This window comes from Larkinella sp. (assembly GCF_965227735.1).
Lineage (GTDB): Bacteria > Bacteroidota > Bacteroidia > Cytophagales > Spirosomataceae > Larkinella.
Genome location: NZ_OZ245776.1, coordinates 6,532,155 through 6,555,813, shown reverse-complemented (window position 1 = coordinate 6,555,813; position 23,659 = coordinate 6,532,155). Strand labels below are relative to the sequence as shown.

The window sequence follows — 23,659 nt, the reverse complement described above, 5'->3', positions numbered from 1 at the left end:
AGAGAGTTACCCAAAACGGGGCGGTTGAAACAGCAGCGTGGTTCGCTGGAAGGAATAGAGGTTTTCGTAGGAGAATTGAACCGAAGGAAACGGAATGAAAACCGCTGGTTCGACGGGTCGCCACTGGGGCTCGGTCAACACAAAAACAAAACCCGACGAGAGGTGATTATACATGGGCAGTTTGACGCCCTTGTGCGGTGTTTTAGCATGTTCCGATCCGGCATCGTAATGGAGAGCCAGAAATTGCCAGAAATCAAAACTGGTTCCGGCCGCTTTCTGATGCAACTGGTAATGTGCCAGCAGTCCGGGAAGCTTATACACTTCCTCCACGTCAGTCTGGGGGAATAGACTGCCGGCCAGCATGAGTATGCCCAGAAAAAGAGCCAGCGTGGATTTCATTTGTCAAAGGTACGGCTCAATCCCCTAAGTTCCGAGTTGGTTCCCCGGTTTTCACTTTTCCATCCGGCAAAAAGCACAGCCCTGCCTCGAAAAGACGGCGTTTCCCCGTTTTTCCCAAAAAAACCAGGCGTTATATTTTAATAAACATAACGAACCGTTATCTTCCAATGGAAACAACGATAATATGAGATACATTTTCGTTTTACTTCTTTTGATGACGCACCTCACTGAAGCAAAAGCGTTGTCTGACAGCACCCGTTTTCAGCGGGATTCGCTCCGAAAAATTCAGTTGAACGAAGTAGTGGTGACGGCGTCGCGGGTGCCGGAATCCATCCTGAAATCGCCCGTCAGCATCGAACTCCTCGATGCACGGCAAATCCGGCTGTCGGCGCAGCCGTCGTATTTTGATGCCATTGAAAATCTCAAAGGAGTTCAGTTGCTAACCTCCAGTCTGGGCTTTAAAGTGTACAACACACGCGGTTTTGCCAATCCGACCAACGTCCGGTTTGTGCAGCTCGTGGATGGCATGGACAACCAGGCTCCGCACATCGGCGCCCCGATCGCCAACGCGCTCGCGCCCTCGGATCTGGACATTCAGCAAGTCGAAATTGTGCCGGGAGCGGCTTCGGCCCTGTATGGTATGAATGCCCTCAACGGATTAGCGCAACTGATTACCAAAGACCCTTTTACGTCGCAAGGGCTGAGTGTCAGTCATAAAACCGGGGTGAATCACGTCAACGATCCGCTGGTTTCGGCGAAACTGTACAACGAAACCAGTCTGCGGTATGCCCGAACGCTCGGTTCCCGGTTGGCGGTCAAACTCAACCTGACGTACCAAAGCGGCTACGACTGGATTGCCCGCGATCTGGACGACCTCAATCCCGGAGCCAATGCGTCGCTGGGATTGGTCGGTGCCGAAAACCCCGGTCAGGATCGGATCAATGTTTACGGCGATGAATCGGCCAACCGCCGGACGCTGACGCTCGAGGGAAAGAAATACGTCGTTTCCCGAACCGGTTATTTCGAAAATGAAACCGCCGATTTACGGCTCCACAACCTGCGGGGCGATGTGGCGGTTTTCTGGCGTATCCATCCCGGTTTAACGGTTTCGTACCAATACAAAGCTGCAACCCTTGCTACGGTTTATCAGCGCACCAACCGCTTTCGGCTAGATGATTACCGGCTCGATCAGCACGGCCTGACGCTTGAATCGCCGTCGGTTCACCTGCGCGTTTACCGGACGCACGAAACGACCGGCGATTCTTACAACATTCGCTCGATGGCGGAGAACATCGACCGCTCGTTTAAGTCCGACAACCAGTGGTTTACCGACTTTTCCAGTCAATTTCTGGCGGCAACGAAAACCGGGCAATCCACTGCCCAAGCCCTTCAAATCGCCCGCTCCACGGCCGATCAGGGACGACCGCAGCCCGGTTCGGCCGTGTTCAACGCGCAGGTTGACAAGCTTCGCCACATCAACAATTGGGACGTCGGAGCGGCTTTGCAGGTGCAGTCGTGGCTGTATCACGCGGAAGGTCAGGCCGAACCCACGAAAGTGCTTTGGTCGGGTTTCCGCGAAAAAACCGGCGTCAACCTGCTGGCGGGTTTCGACTACCGGCAGTACGTCGTTTTCCCGGATGGCAACTATTTCATCAACCCCGAAGAGTCGGGACAGAACCTGGTGTATTACAAAACCGGTGGTTTTCTCCAGGCATCGCGGTCGTTTTTTCAGGAGCGTTTGAAGCTGACGGGGTCGGTCCGGGTCGATAAAAACCGGTATTTCGACGCGCGGCTAAACCCGCGGGTATCGGCGGTTTTTTCGCCCGGCGAACGGCACCATTTCCGGGCGTCCTACCAAACCGGCTACCGGTTTCCGTCGCTCTTCGAAGCGTTTTCCAATGTCAATTCGGGGGGCGTAAAGCGGGTCGGAGGCTTGAAAATCATGTCGCAGGGCATTTTTGAGCGCTCGTATTTCCGGACATCGATCGACGCCTTTCAGACCGCCATCAACACCGATGTCAACACGAACGGGCTGACGACCGCGCAGGCCATTCAAAAGAATAAGGGATTGATTCGGGCCAATACGTACACGTACCTCAAACCCGAGCAAGTCAACAGCATGGAGGTGGGCTACAAAGGATCATTCTTCGAAAACTGCCTGTCTGTCGATGTCGATTTCTACTACAACGTGTACCGGAATTTCATCGCTCAGGTCGAAGCGAACGTTCCCAAAAGCAGCAATCCGGATTCGCTGGCCTATGCCCTCTCCGACCGCACCAAACAGGATCGCTACCGGCTCTGGACCAACTCCAAGACGAAGGTTTTCAATTACGGGTCGAGCCTGGGAGTCCGGTATGCGATGGGTCGCAACTGGGTTCTGTCGGGGAATGCGTCACTGGCTCAACTCGACCGCACTGACCGGGGCGATGGCCTGGAAGAAGCGTTCAACACCCCGAAATGGATCACCAACATGGGAATCGCCAACCCAACCCTCTGGAAGAACCTGGGCTTTTCGGTGCATTCTAAATACCAAAGTTCGTTTCTCTGGCAATCGTCACTGGCAACCGGCCGGGTTCCCGCCATCCATACCGTCGACGCACAGCTCAGTTACGAGTTACCCAAAACCGGTTTGTCGTTGAAAATTGGCGGAACAAACCTGCTAAACCGCCCCTATACCACCTTCGCAGCCGGGCCAAGCGTAGGCGGATTGTATTATGCGACGGTGGTGGTAAGGGTATTTGAAAAAGAGAAGGGAATTTTAAATGTAAAATGATGAACGCTAAATGTAAAAGTGTTTCAACGCCAGCCACTTTACATTTGGCGTTCATCATTTTACATTTAAAATTCCCTTTTTACTTCAACAGCCGAATATCCGTCGTCAGGGCTTTGGACAAACCGTCTTCGTCGCCCAGGTCGCGAACAAACTGAACGTCGGCATTGTCTTCCGGCGACAGGTTGACGATTTCTTTCAGTTGCCCGTTGTGGATGTCGAACACCCAGCCGTGCAGCCAGAGCGGTTGTTTCTGATTCCAGGCATTCTGGACAATGGCAGTGTGGCCCAGGTTATACACCTGCTCCCGCGTACTCAATTCCACCAGGCGATTGAAGCGGCTGGGCTCGTCGGGCATGTTTTTCAGTTCTTCGAAGTATTTCTCCTTCACGTTCTGAATATTCTGCAACCAATTGTCAATCAAGCCATAGCGTCGGTTGTGCAAGGCAGCTTTTACCCCGCCACATTCGTAATGACCGCAGACAATCACGTGCCGGACTTTCAGCACTTCAACGGCATATTGCAGAACACTGAGCAGATTCAGATCCGACGAAATGACCTGGTTGGCGATGTTCCGGTGAACAAACATTTCGCCCGGAAGGGTACCGGTAATTTCTTCGGCAGATACGCGGCTATCGGAACAGCCAATCCACAGGAAATCAGGCTTTTGGTCGGCTGCCAGTGCCTCAAAATAGAACTCATCGAGTTCCAGTTTGTCCAGAGCCCAGGCCTTATTCGCCAATAGTAACTTCTCGTGTCTTTGCATGGGTCCGTAGGCTGCGTTTTTTTAATGAAACATTTTTCAGTTCATACTTGATGTCCAGCGTGTGCGCCGTTTCCTTGAAATCCTGCAGGATGTTGTAAATATCGTGGTCGATAAAGGAAGCGTGCGTGCCATCCACCAGCACTTCATCACCCGTCTGCAACTCGCGCAGGGTTTCTTTCAATTGGGGCTTCACCAGAAAATACATGTCTTTCTGGATCTTGATAAGCACCCGGTTTCCATCGCGCACCACCCGGAAAGCGGCCTGAAAATTGGTCAGCAGCACAAACACGATACCGACCACCAGACCGATCCCGATTCCAATCAGCAAATCCGTGAACACGATCCCCAGTACGGTGACAATGAACGGAATAAACTGGTAAATACCTTCCTGATACGTCTTCTTGAAAACGTCCGGTTTGGCCAGTTTATAGCCCACAGTGATCAGCAAAGCCGCCAGACAGGACAACGGGATCAGGTTCAGAAACGGGGCTCCCAGAAAAACCGCCAGCATCAAAAACAACCCGTGAACAATGCTCGAAACCCGGGTTTTACTCCCACCGTATACGTTGGCCGACGTCCGGACAATCACCGATGTTAACGGTAAACCACCAACCAATCCCGAAACCATGTTGCCAATTCCCTGCGCCACCATTTCCTGATCGGGCGACGACACCCGTTTTTCCGGATCAAGTTTGTCGGCAGCTTCCAGGTTCAGGAGCGTTTCCAAACTCGCTACAATGGCGATCGTCACCGCCGTGACGTAAACCTTGGGGTTGGTCAGGGCACTAAAATCCGGGAAGTAGAAAATAGAAAATACGCTTTTACCGGCCTCTATTTCCGGAATCTGGACCATGTGCTGGTGTTTGGAGGTTCCCAGATACCACTCGGGCATTACGACCCGAAACAGTTCGTTCAGGCCGATTCCCAGCACCACCACCGCCAATGCGCCCGGGAAATTCTTGAAAAAACCGATGCCTTTTTGAGCGGCTTTTCCCCAGAAATGAAGCAGGATAAAGGAGGCAAAGCTGATGATGACTGCACCGGTGCTGGCCGTCACCACGGCCCGGTAAATTTCGGAAATGGTGTTTTCACCGTCGGCCAGTTGTTGAAACGCAAATTCACCCTCAAAATCATTATCCCGTCCCAGAGCGTGGGGAATCTGTTTCAGAATAATCACCAGGCCAATGGCAACCAGCAGCCCCCGAATGACGCTATCCGGAAAATAACCACTAAATTTCCCGGCTTTTAGAACACCCAAGCCCAGTTGAACCATACCGGCCAGCACCACCGCCGTCAGAAATACATCGAATGCACCCAATCCAGCGATGCTATCGGCTACAATGACGGCCAAACCAGCCGCAGGACCACTAACGCTGACTTCTGAACCTGACAGGAAGCCAATGACCAGACCACCGACCATGCCGGCAACCAAACCCGAAAACAAAGGCGCACCCGACGCCAGCGCAATGCCCAGACACAGGGGCAATGCCACCAAAAAAACCGATAAACCAGCCGGTAAATCAGAGCGAAACGTAGAGAGGGAATAATGCGATAAGGTCTTTAGAGGTCTAAAGAATTTCATATTATCTTCAATTATGATGAAAAATTAGCGTAGCATAGTTCTGTCTTGCAGGCACATAATTGGCATGTGCCGTAAGAGCAGTTCTATAACCACAAAACTCGTAATAAAATTTTAATCTGTTTTTAATCTTTTCACGGTTTTCACTATTTCTTTAATTAATGCTACTTTTCAATTCCAGCGAACGGGATTTTCTACAGAAACATCTGCACAATGACCCCCATACGTTCGTATTGCGGTACTCGATGGATGACAGGATTCGGGTGAAAGCCATAGCGGATCAATTGGTCGCCCGACAGAAAGCGCGAACCAAACTGCCGGGCTGGTACGAAAATCTGGAACTGGTATTTCCTCCTGCGTTATCGGTCGAACAGGCCTCCTCGGAGCGGACAGCAGCCTATAAGGCTTCCATCATTTCCCGAAACGACGGAAAAGCCGGGCTGCTTCTGGATCTAACCGGCGGTATGGGCGTCGATTCACTCGCCTTTTCCCGCCACGCCGAGCGAGTCATTTACATCGAACAACAGCCCCATCTGGCCGAACTGGCCGCGTATAACCTGCCGAAACTGGGGGGTACCAACATTGAATTTCCGCATCAATCGGGCCTGAATACCAATGCAACCGATTTTTTAATGGCGTTTACCGAAACCGCCGACTGGATGTATCTGGACCCGGCCCGTCGCGATCAGCAGGGCGGCAAGGTGGTCCGGCTGGAAGATTGTGAACCCAACGTCCTGGACTGGTACCGCCCCGGTAACCCAACCGGTTTTCGCCACAAAACGAAGGCGGTTTTGTTGAAAACGTCGCCCCTGATCGACATTGAGCTGGTGATCCGGCAACTGCCCGATGTGTCGGCGGTGCATGTGGTTTCGGTCGACAATGATTGTAAGGAAGTACTCTTTGTGCTGGCAGGCCGTGAAAACCCGGAGATTGAGGTGACGGCGGTCAACCTCCGCTCGGCGGCACCGGACGAAGTATTTATTTACCGCCGAAACGATGAACGAACCGCTGATGTTCAATTTAGCGATCCGCTGCGTTACTTATACGAACCTAACGCGTCTCTATTAAAAGCAGGCGCCTTTCGGATCGTTGCCGAGCGGTTTGGTTTGTTCAAACTGGCACCCAACAGTCACTTGTATACGAGTGATCGACTGGTTCCGGACTTTCCCGGCCGGTCTTTCGAAATGCTGGGGAATTGTAAACCGGATCGCAAAGCAGTTCATGTTTTTTTACCAGACGGGAAAGCCAACCTGAGCGTCCGGAATTTCCCGGAATCCACTGAGACTCTGCGTAAAAAGCTTAGCTTAGCCGCCGGGGGCGATCTGTATCTGTTTGCCACCACCCTGTCTGACAGGAAGAAACGAATTTTAATTACACGAAAACCAGTTTATCCATCGTTACACTAATGAAAGCACATTTGTTTAAGTCGTTCTTACCCGTATTGATTTTCTCAGGCCTGATCGGGTTTCTGCTGATTTCACCGTCCGTTCTGGCCCAAACCGTGTCGTCGGCTACTGAAAAAGTAGACCAGATTTCGCTGGTGGGTCTTTCCCTCAATCTACCGATCGAAGGAAAATTTGTTGAAAAAGAATGGGAGACCTTGCTGAAATCGTATGGCAAAGTAACCACGGGTCGCAGTGGTGTTTATAAGGTGCCAGCCGCCAACATTCCGGCCTTGTCCAACGAGCCGCTGAACGTAGCCAGCAAAGTGACCGCCGACAAAGCAAAAGCCACGGTTTTTCTGGCCGTTGACAAAGGCAATGCCGATTATGTGAAACCCGGCAGCACGATGTACGATCAGGTGGAAACCCTGCTCAAAGAGTTTGCGGAGCGTACACGCATCAACTACGACATCAAACTCGCGGACGATGCGTTTAACGAAGCCCAGAAAAAGCAGGAGAAGCTGGTTAAACAGGGCGAGAAACTGGTTCGTGATCTGGATCGGAATAAAAAGGAGAAAGACAATCTGGTGAAAAAGATGGACGAGAATGTCCGCGAACTGGAGCAGTTGACCCGCGATACGGAGACCAACAAGAACGATCAGGTCAATTCGGCCAAAGAACTTGAAGTGAAAAAACAGGCCCTGGAAGCAGCCCGGGCCAAATTACCGAAATAAATTTTCTGAGAGTAAAGAGGATAGACAAGAGAGTAAAGAAAAAGTAATCCAGTTGAGTTGGTCTCTACTCTCTTGTCTAGCTTCTCTATTCTGGAAAAAAAGTTGGGCAGACGCTGGTCTACCAACTTGGAAGAACCCTGTGAGAGCGGTTTGTGGGGACAGATGAGGCCCGTCAGTCGGATTCCGGCTGGCGGGCTTTTTTATTATTCCCGGTAAAACACCCGCTTGACCCGCTCGCTGACCCCCGTCAGAATTTCGTAGGGAATGGTCCCGATGCGCTCCGCCAGATCCGCAATCGAAATCGGCTGGCCAAACAAAACGACTTCGTCTCCCTCCTGCGCCTGCGTTTCGGATATATCGATCATCGTCATATCCATGCAGATACTGCCCACGGTAGGGCACAGAACGCCATTGACCCAAACCTGCCCAACGCCATTGCCCAGCCGACGGTCGTAGCCATCGGCGTAGCCGACCGCCAGCGTGGCGATGCGGGCGTCGCGGGTCAAAACACCCCGGCGGCTGTAGCCCACGGTTTCCCCGGCTTTGAGGTCTTTAATCTGGCTGATGATGGTTTTCAAGGTACCCACCGCCTGAATCTGTTGCGGTTCCAGTTTACTCACTTCAACGCCGTACAGCCCGATTCCAAGCCGAACCATGTCCAGTTTGAAATCGGGCAAGCGCACAATCCCCGCCGAGTTGAGTAAATGCCGCAGCGGGCGATACCCCAGCAATTGCTCCAGCTGCGTCGCGCCTTCGATCAGTTGCCGGTATTGTTCCTGCGAAAAAGCCGTGTGTTCGGCTTCGTCGGAGCCCGCCAGATGACTGAATACCGAAGCCACCCGAAGATCAGGATTGGCCGCCAATACCGCACCCAAATCGGCGATTTCGCCGGGCAGGAAACCCAGCCGGTGCATTCCCGTATCGAGTTTGATGTGAATAGGCGGGTATTTTACAACCGGTTTTTCAGCACCCTGTTGCGGACGTTCTTCCTTCAGAAACTGCCTCCATTCGTCCAGAATCCGAAAGCTGAAAATCTCCGGTTCTATCTTATAATCAAGCAGTTGCCGAAATGACTCCGGTGCCGGATTCATCACCATGATGGGCAACGTAATTCCATTCTGACGAAGCCCCACGCCCTCGTCGGCATAGGCCACGGCCAGGTAGTCGACACGGTGGTATTGCAGCAGACTGGCCACCTCGGCACTACCACTGCCGTAGGCAAAGGCCTTCACCATCACCATGATTTTGGTCTGCGAACCGACTTTGCTCCGGTAAAAATTCAGGTTGTGGGTGAGGGCGTCGAGGTTAATTTCCAACACCGTCCGGTGCGACTTCTGCACAAAACGGCTGACCACGCTTTCAAACGAAAACCGCCTTGCGCCTTTCACCAGAATCACCGAATCCGTCAGCTCACTCAGGTAACCGGATTGCAGCAGCGCGTTGGTAGTCGCATAAAACCGGGTTGGCACCGTAAAAACCGATTGATACCTCCCCATTTCCGGCCCGACGCCAACCAATTGGCTGACGCCTTTTTCGGCCACCATTCGCGCAATGGCCGGATAGAGTTCATCCGGTTTCATCCCGGTCTCGAGCAGATCCGACAAAACCAGCACTTTTGAGCGGGACGCGTCCTGCTGGTTCAAAAAATCAAGCGCAATCGATAAACCGGCAAGGTCGTTGTTGTAGGTATCGTCGATCAACAGGTTGCGGTGAATGCCTTCTTTCAGTTCCAGCCGCATCGACACGGGCCGCAAACGGGCAAACCGTTCCCGCAGAAGGCTCGCGTCCGTAACGCCCAAAACCAGTGTTGCCAGCAGGACGTGCGTGGCGTTTTCGAGCGATGCGGAATCGGAAAACGGCACCTCTACCCGGTAGTCCCTTCCGTCCCATTGCACACCGATTTGCGTACCGGAAGTATGTGGTGCATAGGAAACCGGAACGGCTGCTGTCGGTTCCGTCGACCAACTGATCAGCCGAATGGTCGGGTTGACGGCTTTGAGCAGCAAGTGAATTTCTTCGTCAATTTCCGAATACGATTTCCGGTAAATCAGCGTCTCCGCTTTGCGGAACAGCCGGAGCTTTTCGGCTACTTTCTGCTTCTGGCTTCGAAAGCCTTCGTCATGGGCCGGGCCGACATTCGTAAAAATGCCAATCGTGGGGTTGATAATGGTTTGAAGCGCCTGCATTTCAGCCGGTTTCGAAATACCAGCTTCAAAAATCCCCAGCGTATGTTTTTCGTTCAGCGGCCACACCGACAGCGGAACCCCCAGTTGGGAGTTGTAACTTTTCGGACTTTTCTGAATCCGATAATCGGGCGAAAGCACCTGCGCCAGCCACTCTTTCACGATGGTTTTGCCATTGCTCCCCGTGATGCCGACCACCGGGATCATAAACCGGCTGCGGTGTTCGGCGGCTAACTCCTGCAAGGTTTTCAGGCTGCTGGCTACCTCGTGGATGTGAGCGTCGGGCAACTGCGCCAGTTCGTGCCGCAGGTCGGGCGTCAAAGCGACCGTTTCGACCACAAACTGCCGGACGTTTTTTTTGTATAATTCCGTAATGAACCGATGTCCGTCGTGGTGTTCACCCTGAATGGCAAAAAATACCGGCTTGGCCGATCCGTTCTGCGTCGGCGACAACACCTGACGGCTGTCCGTCACCGGATATACCTCAGTCGTATCAATCCCAAAATCCTGAATTGTCATAAAAAATCGGTTTACGGTTTACAGTATTCGGTTTTCGGTGCGGTTCCCCGCCGGGACTGACGCATTCTGATGCACGCGTCAGTCCCGGCGGGGAACCGCACCGAAAACCGAATACTGTAAACCGTAAACGTTAAAACTAAAACCACCGCCTTCGGCGGAAATAAACCACCATCAAAATAAATAAAAGGACCATAACGCCCAGCACTACGTAATACCCGTTTTGGGTGTGGAGTTCCGGCATGTTGTCAAAATTCATTCCATAGACCCCTACAATAAACGTCAGCGGCATAAAAATAGCCGAAAAAATCGTCAGCGTTTTCATGACGGCATTCATCCGGTTGCTGAGCGTCGACAGATACACATCCAGCAAACCGGTGGCCAGTTCGCGGTAGGAATCGATGCTGTCGAGCACCTGAATCACGTGGTCGTACAGATCACGGAGGAACGGCATGGTGGCCGGACGAATCAGTTCACTTTCTTCCAGTATCAGCCGGTTGATCATTTCGCGAACCGGCCAGACCGCTTTCCGCATCAACGTCAGTTCGCGTTTCAGGGTATACAGTCTCGTCAGGGTTTGCTGCCCGGCCACCTGCTGAATGATGCTATTTTCCAGAATTTCGAGCTTTCCGCCAATGCTGTCCAGCACTACAAAATAGTGGTCAACCACCAGATCCATCAGCGCGTAAAGCAGGTAATCAGGGCCGTTGCGCCGGGTTTTGCCCGCCGAAGCCTCGATGCGGTCGAGAACTGGCTGGAACAGATCGTTTTTTCGTTCCTCCTGAAACGAAATGAGGTAATTTTTGCCCAGCACAAAACTCAGGTGTTCATTTTCCAACTCCTGTGTATCAGTATTGAAATGCAGCATTTTAAGTGTCGAAAACACGTAAGCGCCATCGTATTCTTCCACTTTGGGCTTCTGCAGGGAATTCATAACATCCTCGAGCAACAACGGATGCAACTGGTATTGCTGACCGATGCGCTCCACCACGGCGGGTTCGTGAATGCCATCGACGTTGAGCCAGGAGACGAACGGTGAACCGTCTGTCGGTCGCCCGCAGGAATCCAGGCGCTTCAGGGTTTCGACGGTGTAACTGGCCTCGTTGTAGAGAATCCGGCGAATTGCGGTTTTGTAGTCGGTATCCTGCCCAACGTAAATGAGGGAACCCGGCGAGGTTCCCACTTTTTTTTCAGAATGTTTATACCGGCGTCTGCCCATCGTTTTCAGGTACTCCCGGACTAGTAGTTTTCTTTTGCGTGATACACCAGAACCGGAATGTCGGAACTCAGCACCATGCGTTTGGTCAGACTGGGGTTCAGCAGTTTGCTCAGGAAATCCCGTTCGCGGGTGGCCATAATCAGCAAATCGACCTGGTGGGTTTTGTTGTATTTCGTCAACCCTTCTTTCACGTTATCGGCATCAACGGTGTCTTCCACAAACCGCTCCCGGCCAAATTCGGCTTCGATCTGATCCAGAAACTGGCGGTCGTCATACACATTGGGCTGGTTGAGGGCCTTGATTTTCACGAGTCTTAATTTGGACTGAAAGGTCCGGGCAAGCTGAACGACGGGCCGCAGGATGTGGTTTTCGTCAAACTCCAGTTGGGTGGCATACACGATGTTCTGCAATCGAACCGGATGGCTTTCGCCGTGTTCCAGCGTCGGCACCACCAAAACCGGGCAGTGGGCCGTCATGGCTACATCGGCCGCCGAACTCCCCGCCAGCCAGTCAAAAAACGAATCGATATGACTCCGGCCCATCACAATCAGATCCGGTTGCAATTCATCGGCCACCTCCACAATTTCATCGTCGATTGATCCAAAGCGGTTTTCAATCCGGGTGTTAAACCCCTCCTGTTCAAGCTGTTCGGCCAGTTCCTGCAGGTTTAACTCCCCAACGTCTTCCATTTCCTGGGCGGCCAGAATGCCCGCTCCTACCTCGCCCGTTGGCAATGTAGTGTCCGGAATGATGGGTTGCGTGACGTGAGCCAGCACCAGCGTTGTTTCGTGTCCATCATTGATATAGTGTTTGGCAATGAATTTCGCCCAGGCCAGGGCCAAATTGGAGGTGCCGGTAAAATCCGTGGGAACCAGTATATTTTTCATGCTTTGAGGGATTAGTGATTCAATACTAACAAAAAAACAAGGCTTCCGTCCCGGAAACCTTGTTAATTCTTTATGAACCCAGATTCAAACAGTTCGATATTCTTTTTTTGATTTTAAAGCAAACCGTGAGATTATTGACCCCGGAGGGGTCCGATGTTAATAGCAAATCGGTATTTCAAGAGCTCCAGGCGTGCCGGAGGTACGCGATATAGGCTGAGTTGCGTACCTCCGGCACGCCTGGAGCTCTTAGAATACCAATTTGCTATTAACATTACGTGCCGCTGGCACTTAAACAACTGTTAGGCAAGGGCATCATCTCATAGTTGGCGTTGATTTTATGAATACTGAACTTCGAATAACGAAGTGGTTTCAATGCGCCACCAGCCAGTTTTCGCCAATCCCAATACCGGTTTCCATCTTGACCGCCAGCGGAATCGCCGTTCGCATCAGTTCTCCGACGTTTTCCTTCAACAGTTCCAGTTCATCCTTGTGGGCATCGAACACCAGTTCATCATGAACGGTCAGAATCATGCGCGACTTCAGACGGTTTTCCCGGATAAACTTGTCGATGTTGATCATCGCAATCTTGATCATATCGGCCGCCGATCCCTGAATGGGGGCATTGATGGCGTTGCGCTCGGCAAAACTCCGGTCGGTCATGTTCCGGGAATTGATGTCGCGCAAATACCGGCGTCGGCCCAGGATGGTTTCGGCGTATTCGCATTCGCGGGCCTTTTCGATGGCCCCATCCATGTACTCTTTAATGGCCGGAAAACCGGCAAAATACTCCTGAATGATTTCGGCCGCTTCCCGGCGCGGAATCCGCAACCGGCGGGAAAGTCCGAAGGCTGAAATCCCGTAGATGATCCCAAAATTGACCATTTTAGCCTTCCTTCGCATGTCCGAATCCACCTCCTCCAGCGGTACTTTAAACACCTTGCTGGCGGTTTGGGTGTGAATGTCGATGCCGTTGTTGAACGCGTCCAGCATGGTTTGATCCCCGCTGAAAGCCGCCATGATGCGCAGTTCGATTTGCGAATAATCTGCCGACATGATCAGAAAATCATCGCTGTGCGGCACAAATGCCTTCCGGATTTCGCGGCCCCGGGGCGTCCGGATCGGGATGTTTTGTAAGTTGGGATTGGTCGAACTCAACCGCCCGGTTGCCGCCACCGCCTGGTTGAAAGAGGTGTGAATCCGGCCATCATGCTTGCTCATCATGAGCGGAAGCGCGTCGACGTAGGTGTTTTTCAGCTTCACCAGTTCGCGGTAATCCAGAATCTTCCGGGCAATTTCGTGATCGGCTTCCAGATCGGTCAGAATCTCCTCGCCGGTGGCATACTGACCGGTTTTGGTCTTTTTCGCTTTGCTGTCCAGTTTCAGTTTATCAAACAGCACCTCGCCCAACTGCTTGGGCGATCCCACATTGAAGGGACCTCCTGCCAGTTCATAAATTTCGCTCTGCACCTGCCGGATGTCGGTTTCGAGCGTCGCCGAAAGCTCGGCCAGGGCGTTCATATCCACTTTCACGCCACCCAGTTCCATGTCGCCCAGGACGCGCACCAGCGGCATTTCGACTTCGTAGAACAGTTTGGTGAGCTGATTTTTCTCCAGCAGCGGCAAAAAAGTATCTTTCAGTTGCAGGGTAATGTCGGCATCTTCTCCGGCGTATTCGACCACTTTCTGAATTTCGACATCGCGCATCGACAACTGCTTCGGCCCTTTCTTGCCAATCAGCGTTTCGATGGAAACCGGTTCGTAATTCAGGTGCGTCATCGCCATCATGTCCATGTTGTGCCGCTGCTCCGGTTCGATCAGGTAATGCGCCACCATCGTATCGAACAGTTTGCCCTGCACTTCGATGCCGTATTTTTTCAGCATCAGCATATCGTATTTCAGGTTCTGTCCGACCTTGATAATCTCTGCATTTTCAAAAACCGACCGAAACTCTTCGACAATGGCCTGCGCTTCTTCGCGATCAGCCGGTACCGGCACGTAAAAGGCTTCGCCTTTGCGATAGGCAAACGACAAACCCACCAGATCGGCCTCGACAGGATCGGTTGAGGTCGTTTCCGAATCGAAACATAAGGTGTCCTGCTGATTGAGGTAATGCACCAGACTTTTCCTGAGCGCGGGGGTGTCGATCAGCCGGTAATCATGAACGACCGAATCAATCGTACGCCGGGGTTCAGGCTGTCGGTCATCCGATTCCACTTCCGTCCAGTCAGCCTGCATATCATCCGTATTGGCAATTGCCTGCGGCCGGGCTCCTTTTTCAAAAGCCGAAATGTCGGCCCCAACACCCGGTTTTTTATCGAATGTAAACGGCAATCCCTCCGTCCCGGACGCGTTTGCTGCCGGGGTTGCTGCCGGGGCCAAAACCGCTTCATCGAACAGGCCCATCTGTCCTTTGGCACTCGGTTTGGCCGGAGCCACCGGAAACGGGCTGGGTTCAGAATCTTCCTCGCCCACCAGCCGCCGACGCAGTTGCCGGAACTCAAGCTCGTCCAGCAGGGCCGACAGTTTGGGTTTATCCGGTTCGGTATGGAGCAGGGCTTCTTCGTTAAAATCGAGCGGAACATCGAGGTGAATAGTGGCCAGTTGCTTCGACAAAAGGCCCTGCTGGGCAAACTGCACCACGTTCTCTTTCAGCTTGCCTTTCAGTTTGTCGGCGTTGGCAATCAGGTTTTCGACACTGCCAAATTCGGCCACGAGTTTTTGAGCGGTTTTCTCGCCGACACCCGGAATCCCCGGAATGTTATCGACCGAATCGCCCATGAGTCCCAGCATGTCGGTCACCTGACTGATTTCCTGAATCTGCCAGCGATCGAGCACTTCTTTCACCCCCAGTTTTTCGGCTCCTTTGCCCATAAAGGCCGGGCGGTAAATGTAGACGTGTTCTTCGACGAGCTGGCCGTAATCTTTATCCGGCGTCATCATAAACACCTCGAAACCAGCCTTCGATGCCCGCTTGGCAAGCGTTCCGATGATGTCATCCGCTTCGTAGCCATCCAGAATCAGAATCGGAATGTTCATGGCTTCCACCAGCTTTTTCACGTACGGAATGGCGATGCTGATGTCTTCGGGCATGGCCTGACGGTTGGCCTTGTATTCCACAAAAGCCTCGTGCCGGAACGTCTTTTTGCTGCTATCGAACGCGACGCCGATGTGGGTCGGTTTTTCTTTCTGAAGAATCTCCAGCATGGCGTTCGTAAATCCGAATACACAACTGGTATTCAGGCCCCTGGAGGTGATGCGGGGGGCTTTGCTGAAGGCAAAATGGGCGCGGTAAATCAACGCCAGTGCATCCAGCAAAAACAGTTTCTTTTCTGGTTTATTCATTGGTAAGTTGCCGGAAAACGGTCTGCACAACGGGCAGAAAACGACCCTCGCAAATAACGAAATATCGTCTCCGTATCAAAATCATAACGCCGGAGTCGGGGGATTGATTCCGTTTCGGTTGGAAGCTGAACCAACTTCCAACTCCATAAAATAGAGGCAGATATTTTGATCCAGACGGTTTGTAAAAACGAGAAAGGGACAACCGTAGCCGTCCCTTTCTCAACAATTCTTTTTCAGTTACCAGTACTCTATAACTCCCGCACCCAGATATTCCGGAAGCTGATCGGTTCGCTTTTGTCACCGTGAGCCTGCAATTTGATGGGTGCCGATTCGTATTTCTTGTACTGGGGCTGACCAATGTACGTCGTTTCGCCTTTCAGTTCGTAGTTGTTCTGCACCACAACCCCGTTGTGAATAACCGTCACGTGGGCCGGGGTCTGCACCGAGCCATCGGCATTGAATTTCGGGGCATTCCAGATCACGTCGTATACCTGCCATTCGCCCGGTTTTTTGCTGGCGTTGGCCAGCGGAATCGCCTGTTTATAGATGCTTCCCGCCTGCCCGTTCGAGTAGGTTTTGTTTTCGTACGAATCCAGCACCTGGAGTTCATAGCCCGCGTCGCCGGGGCCGGTAGAAGCCAGGAAGATACCGCTATTACCCCGACTCTGGCCGGTCAATGAGATTTTCTCGGGAATCTTCCATTCGATATGAAGCTGGTAGTTCGTGAACGACTGTTTAGTTTCGATGTTACCGGCGGCCTTATTGACGGTCAGAACGCCTTTGGAAACCGTCCAGTTGGCGGGCGATTTGTCTTTCACCGTCACCCACTGATCCAGGTTTTTGCCGTCGAACAGAATTACCGCGTCGGAAGGCGCATCGAGGGGCGTTTTACCCGCCGTAATCACCTTCGGAACCGGGTCCCACACTTCGGTTTCTTCGGGTTTTGCCCGCGGACGAGTGGCGGTTGCCGTGCCGGAGGAGCCACCCTGACGCATCAGTGTTCCGGGAACCTCGTTGCCATTGTAATTGACGGACAGGATCATTTTGTCACCCTCAACGGTCCCTTTGACGGGAATGACATTGTTATCGTATTCCGTTTTGAACGAAAAACTGGTTCCATCCACCTTTCCCTCTTTGATGGGAAGCGCACCGTTCGCATTGCCAATGGTTCCGGTTAGTTGATTGCCATCGGTTTTCAGATCCAGGGTCAATGCATAATCATCGCCTATTTTTCCGACCCACTTCCCGTCAATCGGACCCGCAGCCAAAGCCACGGTTAGGCCGAAAAAAGCACATACAATCGAAGTAAAAAAACGTTTATTCATAGGAATTTTCTGGGTTTTGCTGACTTATACGGTTTTAGAAATCTTTAAACTGCTCATACATTTCCTTTAACTTCGGGTCACGCTCGCTCAGGCGAATGTCTTTCCGCATGGACTTGACGCCTTCGATATCCTGCAACAAGCCCAGCACCTGATAGGCCCCAAACCGCACAAAATACGCCGGGCTCGTGCGCGCCATCACTTCCAGCATCGGAATGGCCTGCCGCTGCGTGTCGGAACCGGATCGAATCAGGTATTTGCCGAAGACCTGCAAGAAGTTGTAAAGATCCTGCGATTTCATGGTGTTCATCTTGTTGATGAACCAGCTATAACGGCTGGTATCGGTCGAATTGGCGTAATAATTGGCCACCGCCGTCACAATATCGCCATTGGGAACATTCTCAAAACGGGCCGCAATTTCATTGGCATCACCCGGTTTTGACAACAGATAGGAATCCAGCGCCGACGACACCACCGCATACGATGTATCGTTCAGGGCTTCCCGGAACAGCGGATCGTTGACGTTGTCGGCATACGAAGCCAACGTGTTGATGCCTTCCTGCCGCACCAGCGAGCGTTCGTCGTTGCGGGCTTTGCTCTGCACAATTCGCTCCACCTCCGCAAATTCCTGGCCGTCGTATTCTGCAAAATTTCCTACGGCCACCTGACGGATTTTCCAGAATTTATCCTGCATGGCGTCCATCATCATGTGCCGAACCGTCGAATCGATCAGGTTACTTTTGTCTTCCAGCCGGGTGATCGACTCGTATTTGTCGCGGTAATTATCGGTGTGGTAAAACTGAAACAACAGTTCCGCCTTGTTTTTTTCCTGCTCCACGGTTCCAACAATCCGGTGATCCGCGTCGAATACGATCAAATCCGGGCGTTGTTCCACCGTAAAATTCAGCACCTGTCGGGCTTTGTCCACCACTACCTCGTAGCTTTTCTTCTGCCCTTTTACCCACAGATCGACTTTTACCGGTAGGCGATAAATCGGGGTTTTGGTCGAATCCTGCTGCTGAATAACCGTCAACTGCACGCCCCCCTGCCGGTATTCTTTCTCGATCTTGATCACCGGATGGCCCGGTTTCAGGAACCACTGGTCAAAAAACCAGTTCAGATCTTCGCCGGTCACCTCTTCAAAAGCTTCGCGCAGGTCACTGAGTTCGGCGGTTTTAAACCGGTGGCGTTTCAGATACAACGTCAGGGATTCGAAGAACGCATCATCGCCAATGGTCCGGCGGAGCAGGTGCAACACCCGGCCGCCTTTGGCATACGAGTGGCTGTCGAACATCTGCTCGCGGTCGGTGTAGCGGTACCGAATCAGCGGCTCCTGCTTGGTTTCCGACTCGGCAATGTACTGATTCAGATCATCCAGGCCGTGCATATCGGCCGAATAGACTCCTTCGTTGTGTTCCCGCCAGAGGTATTCGGCGTAGGTGGCAAAGGCTTCGTTCAGCGGCAGGTTGGCCCACGACTCGGCGGTGGTCAGGTTTCCGAACCAGTGGTGTGAGAGTTCGTGCGAAATCACATCGTCGGAGTTGCCATCCACCAGTTGCCGCCCGTCCATCTGAACGGTTTCGCCGTGAACGGTCGCCGTGGTGTTTTCCATCGCACCGGTAACAAAATCACGCACGGCAATCTGGCTGTATTTTTCCCAGACATAAGGCACCCCGAATTTTTTCTCGAAAAACTCAACCATCGCGGGCGTCCGGCCAAAAATGGCGCGGGCGTCTTTCTCGTAGGCGGGTTCCACATAGTAACTTACTTCCAGCGGCCCCCGCTCGGGTGTTGCCGCCAGCGAATCCCTGACGTAGGCAAAATCGCCCACGGCAATCATTGCCAGATAGGGCGAATGGGGCAAGGTCTGTCGCCAATAATCGGTGCGCGAACTGTCCTGATTGACCGTCGACGAAATGAGTTTGCCGTTGGAAAGCGTCCGGTATTTGTTCTCGACGGTCAGGTAGATTTCCTGCGTCATTTTCTCGTTCGGCGTGTCGATGGTCGGAAACCAGCACGAATTGGCCTCGGTTTCGCCCTGCGTCCAGATCTGGCGGGGTTTGTTCGGCTCCGCGCCGTCGTGGTTGATGAAATACAGCCCTTTATCCTGCGAAATGGCCGCACTGCCTCCCAATGGTCGTTCGTTCGGTTTGGCGGTATAAACGATCTGGATGTCGAAGGTATCGGCGCGGGTGTAGGTCCGGGGCAGCAGAACGTGAATCTTTTGCCGGTCGTTGTAGGTGTAATTGAGCGTATCAAAAACCGTTTCACCGGTTTTCAGCGTATCGAGCAGAAAAACGCCCTTAATTTCAAAGCCTTTTGCATCGACGTCCAGCGTATTCTGGGGGTAAAAATGCGGTTTAAACCGCAGTCGCGCAATGCCGTGAACCCACTGGCGCACCCAGTCGAAGCTCAGATCGAGCTTGGTATGCAGCAAATCGTGGGGTAATGTCCGGGTTGCGTTATAGGGTCCGTTGACCGTAAGCGGAGCGTTCTTTTTGTCGGCATCACCCGCCCGATTCTGCCCCAGTACCCACGGGCTACTGATGAAAATGAGAAGGACGAACCCGATGTATCGGATAATTTTAAGCATACAGATCATGCACTTAGCCTTATCAAAACGGGAAAATTCGTTTTTTAGTAAATTCTTTTCCATTCCTTTACTGCACACTGTCAACGGCTTTGGAAACCGCGGCCGCTTTTTGAGCCGGAAACCAGGATACCACCGTGGTCACAACAATCACGATCAGGGTGGTCAGAATCAGATCATTCCCCTGAATCTTTACCGGATAGGCATCGATGAGCGAACTCTCGATGCCCATCGAAACGAAGCCAAACCGCTGTTGCAACAAACACAACGCAATTCCGATTACAAGTCCGGTGATGGCCCCGATGAACGCGACAATGGACCCTTCGAACAGAAAAATCCGCCGGACCAACGAGGGCGACGCGCCCATCGCGTACAGAATGGCCACGTCGTCTTTTTTCTCAATGGCCAGCATCGACAACGAGAAAAAGATGTTGATCGACGCGATCAGCACCAGAAAGCCCAGCGTCACGGTTACAAACAACTTCTCAACCCGAATGGCCCGAAACAGGTCCGGGTTCAAATCGTCCCGGTCTTTAATCACCACCGTCGGTCCCAGTTGCTGCTGTAAACTCTTTTTCAACAACGCAATATTGGCTTCCGGTTTTACCTGCACTTCCAGCGAAGAGATCTGACTGGGCTGATAGCCAACCAGTTCCCGAACGACGCTGAGCGGTGCCAACACGTAATCGTTAAAATTATCTTCTATAAAAAATACGCCCGAAACCAAAAAATTCGCCTGATTAAAGGCATCGGCCGACAAAACCGTGTAGGTCTTGCGGTTTTGCGGATACCAGAGTTCGAGGGGCGTCAGGATGTCTTCGGGTGAAATCAGCAACGCGTTTCGCACCCCCTCGGCTACCAGCGCGTAATCGACGCCGTTCTCCTGCAACCGCAGTTTTCCTTCCACCAAAGCCGTGTCCAGTTGCCGGCGTTGCAAATACGAATTGTCGATGCCTTTCAGCTTGACCACCGTTTGCCCTTCGCGGTAACGCGCCAGCGCATTGTCTTCAATTACCTGGGTGATGAGCAGGACCTCCCCGTTTTTCCGGATGTTTTGCAACAGAGCGGGCGAAACCGTCAGGCGTTTCCCCTGCGCCGGTGCCACCGTCAAATCCGCTTCGAACGTCTTGAAAATCATCCGGTTCAGCTCCTCCATACCGTTGAAAACCGACAGGACGACCACGAGTGCCATCGTGCCTACCCCCACGCCCAGCATCGACACCAGCGAAATCAAATTGATGAAACTACGCTTGCGTTTCGAGAAAAAATACCGGCGGGCAATCCAGAGAGGAAGGTTCATGGTGTGGTCCAAACGTTACTCTTCGTCTTCTTCCTCCGGCGCGGGCGGGATGTCGAGATTGGCGAAAATCGCGTCCATTTTGGCCGCATATTCAGCGGTATCATCCAGGTAAAAATGCAGTTCCGGCATAATCCGAAGCTGGTGGCGCACCCGGTCGGCGAGTTGCTGGCGAATGGCCTTGCCTTTTTCCTTGATCGATTCCAGCAGCAATTCTTTATTGGGCGTTACCAGAAAGCTCAGATACACCCGGGCAATGCTAAAATCGGGGGACACCCGCACGTTCGTCACGGTGATAAAGGCACCGTTGAACAGGTGTCGGCTGTCGCGCTGAAAGATTTCACTCAGGTCTTTCTGCAACAGCCTCGATACTTTCTGTTGTCGTTTCGATTCCATACTCTTTTAAAATTAATGAATAATGAGGGGACTGCTCAATCGGAACCAGAAATCCTGTTTCGCTATTCATTATTCAGTTTCATTATTCACTCTACCACCTGCAAATATCCGCCTTTTATTCGACTTCTTTCACCTGAAAGGTTTAATTTCGTCGTTCCATTTCGGGTTCCATACGGTAAACCAACTAGTCGCTTGTTAAGTTTTTTTCGGGTTAACGCCACCCTTCAAATCGTCAGTCTGCTGCTTTTGCTGGTTCTGATTCGCCTGCCATTTCTGCTGTCGGCTCCTCCGCTGCTCATTCCGGAACTGAACTGGATGCTGGTGGGTGAACAGATGAACAATGGCAATCTGCTGTACCGCGACATCTGGGACAGCGTCAGTCCGCTATCGGCGCTGGTCTACTGGCTCCTGGATCTCACCTTCGGGCGGTCGCTCCTGGCCTATCATGTGGCCGGGACGGCGGTGGCGGCTTTTCAGGTTTTCTATTTTAACTGGATGATGAACGCCCGGGATATCTACCCGGATCGCAACTGGATTCCCGGCCTAATCTACGCCCTGTTCCTGAACATGTCGTTCGATTGCAGCACCCTGTCACCGGTTTTGCTTTCCACCACCTTTCTGCTGCTGGCTTTCGGAACGATCATTAAACAAATGGACCGGCGGGGTGCCACCGACGAAGTGTTTGAAGTTGGTTTTTACATCAGTCTGGCCGCCCTGTTTTACCTGCCTTCTGCCCTCTTCATTCTCTGGGCACTGATGGCGTTGCTGCTGTTTACCGGGGCCAGTTTCCGGCAACACTCGCTGCTGATTTTCGGTTTTGCTTTCCCGATTTTGCTGACGGTTCTCTACTATTACCTGGCCGACAGCCTCACCGACCTGAACCGCAATCTGTTGTCGTCGGTTTTTCGGGTCCGGCAATATGACCTGACCGACTTCCAGACCTTGCTGGCGTCGATGTTTTTGCCCTTTGCGATGGGAACGCTGGGGCTGCTGAGTCTGTTCCGGCAAACGACCCGGTATGTCAACTTCCAGCAGCGGTGTCAGCAAATCATGATGATCTGGGCGGTCACCGCCGTAGTGTCGGTGGCGCTGATGCCCTTTCTGGCACCGATGCTATTCATCAGCTTTGTGCCAGCCCTGGCTTTTTTTGCTTCGTATTACTTTCAGGGCATCCGCCGGGAGTGGATGGCCGAACTGATTTTTCTGGGCGTCTTTGTCTTTACCCTGCTCATTCTCTATCAGGGTGCCCTGGGGCTTGTTCCGAATTGGGAGTTAGGTCGGCTCAGCGCGTTACAGGTCAAAACCTCACCCATCGACCGGCACATTCAACAGCAACGGATTCTGGTGATTGGCGAAGACATCAGTGCCTACCGGAACAACCAGGCCGCCACGCCGTATCTCAACTGGGATCTGGCCAAATACGATCTCCGCAATCTGGACAATTACGAAAGCGTCATCAGCGTTTACGACCATTTTCGCAAAGACCCGCCGAGTTATATCATCGACAAAGAAAGCGTCCTCAAAAAACTCTTCCAGCGCGCGCCTTCGCTGTCCACGATGTATGAAAAAACCGAACTGGAAGGGGTTTACCGACGAAAGGAAGAAGCCATCAGCAACTGATCTTGCCCACGCGTGTCTGGTGACGCCCCCCTTCAAATTCCGTTTTCAGAAACACTTTCACGCATTCCAGGGCTTCTTCGGGTGAAATATACCGTTCCGGCAGGCAAAGGACATTGGCGTTGTTGTGCTGACGGGCCAGTGCCGCCAGTTCGGGTTTCCAGCACAAAGCCGCCCGAATGCCCTGGTGTTTGTTGGCCGTAATGGCCACCCCGTTGCCGCTGCCACAGACCAGAATTCCCCAGTCAAATTGGTGTGTTTCAACCGCCGACGCTACCGGGTGGGCAAAATCCGGATAATCAGCAGACGATTCCGTGTAGGTACCAAAGTCTTTCGTCGGATAGCCTTCTTTTTCCAGCCAGGCAACAATTTCCTGTTTATACGCGAAGCCGGCATGATCGGCACCAACAGCAATGGAGGGTTTCATAGGAATTTCTTGAACAAATGAAACTAAAAATACGATATTACGTTATTATGTTCCGGTTCTGCGCTGAGAGGCTGCCGAACCGGCGTGACAGCCGGGTTTTAAGCCCCGGTGCTGTCAAAATTTTGGACAAAGTAAGCGATCAAAAACGCATCATCAACGCAATTCACACTGGAAATTTTACAAACGCTGGCAAAAATGACTCCGGTTATTCCGCTCAGTTGGTTTGTAAACAG

The 23,659-nt window shown here is 52.4% G+C and carries 16 protein-coding genes; 4 read left to right on the top strand and 12 right to left on the bottom strand.

Annotation, left to right across the window (positions count from 1 at the left end):
* Nucleotides 1-6: 6 nt before the first annotated feature.
* Entirely contained in the window at nt 7-399 is a 393-nt protein-coding gene (locus ACO064_RS25620) for a hypothetical protein (protein WP_421830037.1), read from the bottom strand.
* A 184-nt stretch (nt 400-583) separates the two neighbouring features.
* On the opposite strand from ACO064_RS25620, the gene ACO064_RS25615 reads away from it, so the two are divergent.
* The gene (locus ACO064_RS25615; RefSeq protein ID WP_421830036.1) at nt 584-3,172 is read left to right on the top strand and encodes a TonB-dependent receptor plug domain-containing protein; all 2,589 of its coding nucleotides are present in this window, start codon (nt 584-586) and stop codon (nt 3,170-3,172) included.
* A gap of 79 nt (nt 3,173-3,251) precedes the next feature.
* Here the strand turns inward: ACO064_RS25615 and ACO064_RS25610 are convergent, their stop codons facing one another.
* The gene (locus ACO064_RS25610) at nt 3,252-3,935 is read right to left on the bottom strand and encodes a carbonic anhydrase (RefSeq protein ID WP_421830035.1); all 684 of its coding nucleotides are present in this window, start codon (nt 3,933-3,935) and stop codon (nt 3,252-3,254) included.
* Nucleotides 3,901-5,517, bottom strand: a complete 1,617-nt coding sequence (locus ACO064_RS25605; protein WP_421830034.1) for a SulP family inorganic anion transporter — start codon at nt 5,515-5,517, stop codon at nt 3,901-3,903. The genes ACO064_RS25610 and ACO064_RS25605 overlap by 35 nt, the downstream gene beginning before the upstream one ends.
* A gap of 158 nt (nt 5,518-5,675) precedes the next feature.
* Between ACO064_RS25605 and ACO064_RS25600 the strand changes: the two genes are divergently transcribed.
* Nucleotides 5,676-6,920: a THUMP-like domain-containing protein gene (locus tag ACO064_RS25600; protein WP_421830033.1), complete on the top strand. Its 1,245-nt coding sequence runs from the start codon at nt 5,676-5,678 to the stop codon at nt 6,918-6,920.
* On the top strand, nt 6,920-7,630 hold the full coding sequence (locus ACO064_RS25595) for a hypothetical protein (protein WP_421830032.1): 711 nt from the start codon (nt 6,920-6,922) through the stop codon (nt 7,628-7,630). Before ACO064_RS25600 ends, ACO064_RS25595 begins: the two co-directional genes overlap by 1 nt.
* 203 nt (nt 7,631-7,833) lie before the next feature.
* Here the strand turns inward: ACO064_RS25595 and ACO064_RS25590 are convergent, their stop codons facing one another.
* From ACO064_RS25590 to rbfA, 8 genes are all read right to left on the bottom strand, one after another.
* The gene (locus ACO064_RS25590; RefSeq protein WP_421830031.1) at nt 7,834-10,332 is read right to left on the bottom strand and encodes a bifunctional UDP-N-acetylmuramoyl-tripeptide:D-alanyl-D-alanine ligase/alanine racemase; all 2,499 of its coding nucleotides are present in this window, start codon (nt 10,330-10,332) and stop codon (nt 7,834-7,836) included.
* Nucleotides 10,333-10,468: 136 nt separating this feature from the next.
* The gene (gene corA / locus ACO064_RS25585; RefSeq protein ID WP_421830030.1) at nt 10,469-11,548 is read right to left on the bottom strand and encodes a magnesium/cobalt transporter CorA; all 1,080 of its coding nucleotides are present in this window, start codon (nt 11,546-11,548) and stop codon (nt 10,469-10,471) included.
* Between the two features lie 20 nt (nt 11,549-11,568).
* Entirely contained in the window at nt 11,569-12,435 is an 867-nt protein-coding gene (locus tag ACO064_RS25580; protein WP_421830029.1) for a universal stress protein, read from the bottom strand.
* A gap of 369 nt (nt 12,436-12,804) precedes the next feature.
* Complete coding sequence (polA, locus tag ACO064_RS25575; protein WP_421830028.1) at nt 12,805-15,777, bottom strand: DNA polymerase I; 2,973 nt, start codon at nt 15,775-15,777, stop codon at nt 12,805-12,807.
* A 248-nt stretch (nt 15,778-16,025) separates the two neighbouring features.
* On the bottom strand, nt 16,026-17,102 hold the full coding sequence (locus ACO064_RS25570; protein ID WP_421830027.1) for a 3-keto-disaccharide hydrolase: 1,077 nt from the start codon (nt 17,100-17,102) through the stop codon (nt 16,026-16,028).
* Between the two features lie 34 nt (nt 17,103-17,136).
* Complete coding sequence (locus tag ACO064_RS25565) at nt 17,137-19,692, bottom strand: M1 family aminopeptidase (protein ID WP_421830025.1); 2,556 nt, start codon at nt 19,690-19,692, stop codon at nt 17,137-17,139.
* A gap of 67 nt (nt 19,693-19,759) precedes the next feature.
* Nucleotides 19,760-20,989: an ABC transporter permease gene (locus ACO064_RS25560; RefSeq protein ID WP_421830024.1), complete on the bottom strand. Its 1,230-nt coding sequence runs from the start codon at nt 20,987-20,989 to the stop codon at nt 19,760-19,762.
* Nucleotides 20,990-21,004: 15 nt separating this feature from the next.
* The gene (gene rbfA, locus ACO064_RS25555) at nt 21,005-21,382 is read right to left on the bottom strand and encodes a 30S ribosome-binding factor RbfA (RefSeq protein ID WP_114405908.1); all 378 of its coding nucleotides are present in this window, start codon (nt 21,380-21,382) and stop codon (nt 21,005-21,007) included.
* A gap of 192 nt (nt 21,383-21,574) precedes the next feature.
* Between rbfA and ACO064_RS25550 the strand changes: the two genes are divergently transcribed.
* Nucleotides 21,575-23,002 (top strand): hypothetical protein, encoded by a 1,428-nt coding sequence (locus ACO064_RS25550; RefSeq protein WP_421830023.1) that lies wholly within the window; start codon nt 21,575-21,577, stop codon nt 23,000-23,002.
* Here ACO064_RS25550 and rpiB read toward each other — a convergent pair.
* Complete coding sequence (gene rpiB / locus ACO064_RS25545) at nt 22,992-23,426, bottom strand: ribose 5-phosphate isomerase B (protein WP_421830022.1); 435 nt, start codon at nt 23,424-23,426, stop codon at nt 22,992-22,994. The genes ACO064_RS25550 and rpiB overlap by 11 nt on opposite strands.
* Nucleotides 23,427-23,659: the final 233 nt, after the last annotated feature.

Excerpts from the sequence above, each read along its gene's own strand:
- ACO064_RS25620 (WP_421830037.1), bottom strand. The coding sequence starts at position 399 with ATGAAATCCACGCTGGCTCTTTTTCTGGGCATACTCATGCTGGCCGGC.
- ACO064_RS25615 (WP_421830036.1), top strand. The coding sequence starts at position 584 with ATGAGATACATTTTCGTTTTACTTCTTTTGATGACGCACCTCACTGAA.
- ACO064_RS25610 (WP_421830035.1), bottom strand. The coding sequence starts at position 3,935 with ATGCAAAGACACGAGAAGTTACTATTGGCGAATAAGGCCTGGGCTCTG.
- ACO064_RS25605 (WP_421830034.1), bottom strand. The coding sequence starts at position 5,517 with ATGAAATTCTTTAGACCTCTAAAGACCTTATCGCATTATTCCCTCTCT.
- ACO064_RS25600 (WP_421830033.1), top strand. The coding sequence starts at position 5,676 with ATGCTACTTTTCAATTCCAGCGAACGGGATTTTCTACAGAAACATCTG.
- ACO064_RS25595 (WP_421830032.1), top strand. The coding sequence starts at position 6,920 with ATGAAAGCACATTTGTTTAAGTCGTTCTTACCCGTATTGATTTTCTCA.
- ACO064_RS25590 (WP_421830031.1), bottom strand. The coding sequence starts at position 10,332 with ATGACAATTCAGGATTTTGGGATTGATACGACTGAGGTATATCCGGTG.
- corA (WP_421830030.1), bottom strand. The coding sequence starts at position 11,548 with ATGGGCAGACGCCGGTATAAACATTCTGAAAAAAAAGTGGGAACCTCG.
- ACO064_RS25580 (WP_421830029.1), bottom strand. The coding sequence starts at position 12,435 with ATGAAAAATATACTGGTTCCCACGGATTTTACCGGCACCTCCAATTTG.
- polA (WP_421830028.1), bottom strand. The coding sequence starts at position 15,777 with ATGAATAAACCAGAAAAGAAACTGTTTTTGCTGGATGCACTGGCGTTG.
- ACO064_RS25570 (WP_421830027.1), bottom strand. The coding sequence starts at position 17,102 with ATGAATAAACGTTTTTTTACTTCGATTGTATGTGCTTTTTTCGGCCTA.
- ACO064_RS25565 (WP_421830025.1), bottom strand. The coding sequence starts at position 19,692 with ATGCTTAAAATTATCCGATACATCGGGTTCGTCCTTCTCATTTTCATC.
- ACO064_RS25560 (WP_421830024.1), bottom strand. The coding sequence starts at position 20,989 with ATGAACCTTCCTCTCTGGATTGCCCGCCGGTATTTTTTCTCGAAACGC.
- rbfA (WP_114405908.1), bottom strand. The coding sequence starts at position 21,382 with ATGGAATCGAAACGACAACAGAAAGTATCGAGGCTGTTGCAGAAAGAC.
- rpiB (WP_421830022.1), bottom strand. The coding sequence starts at position 23,426 with ATGAAACCCTCCATTGCTGTTGGTGCCGATCATGCCGGCTTCGCGTAT.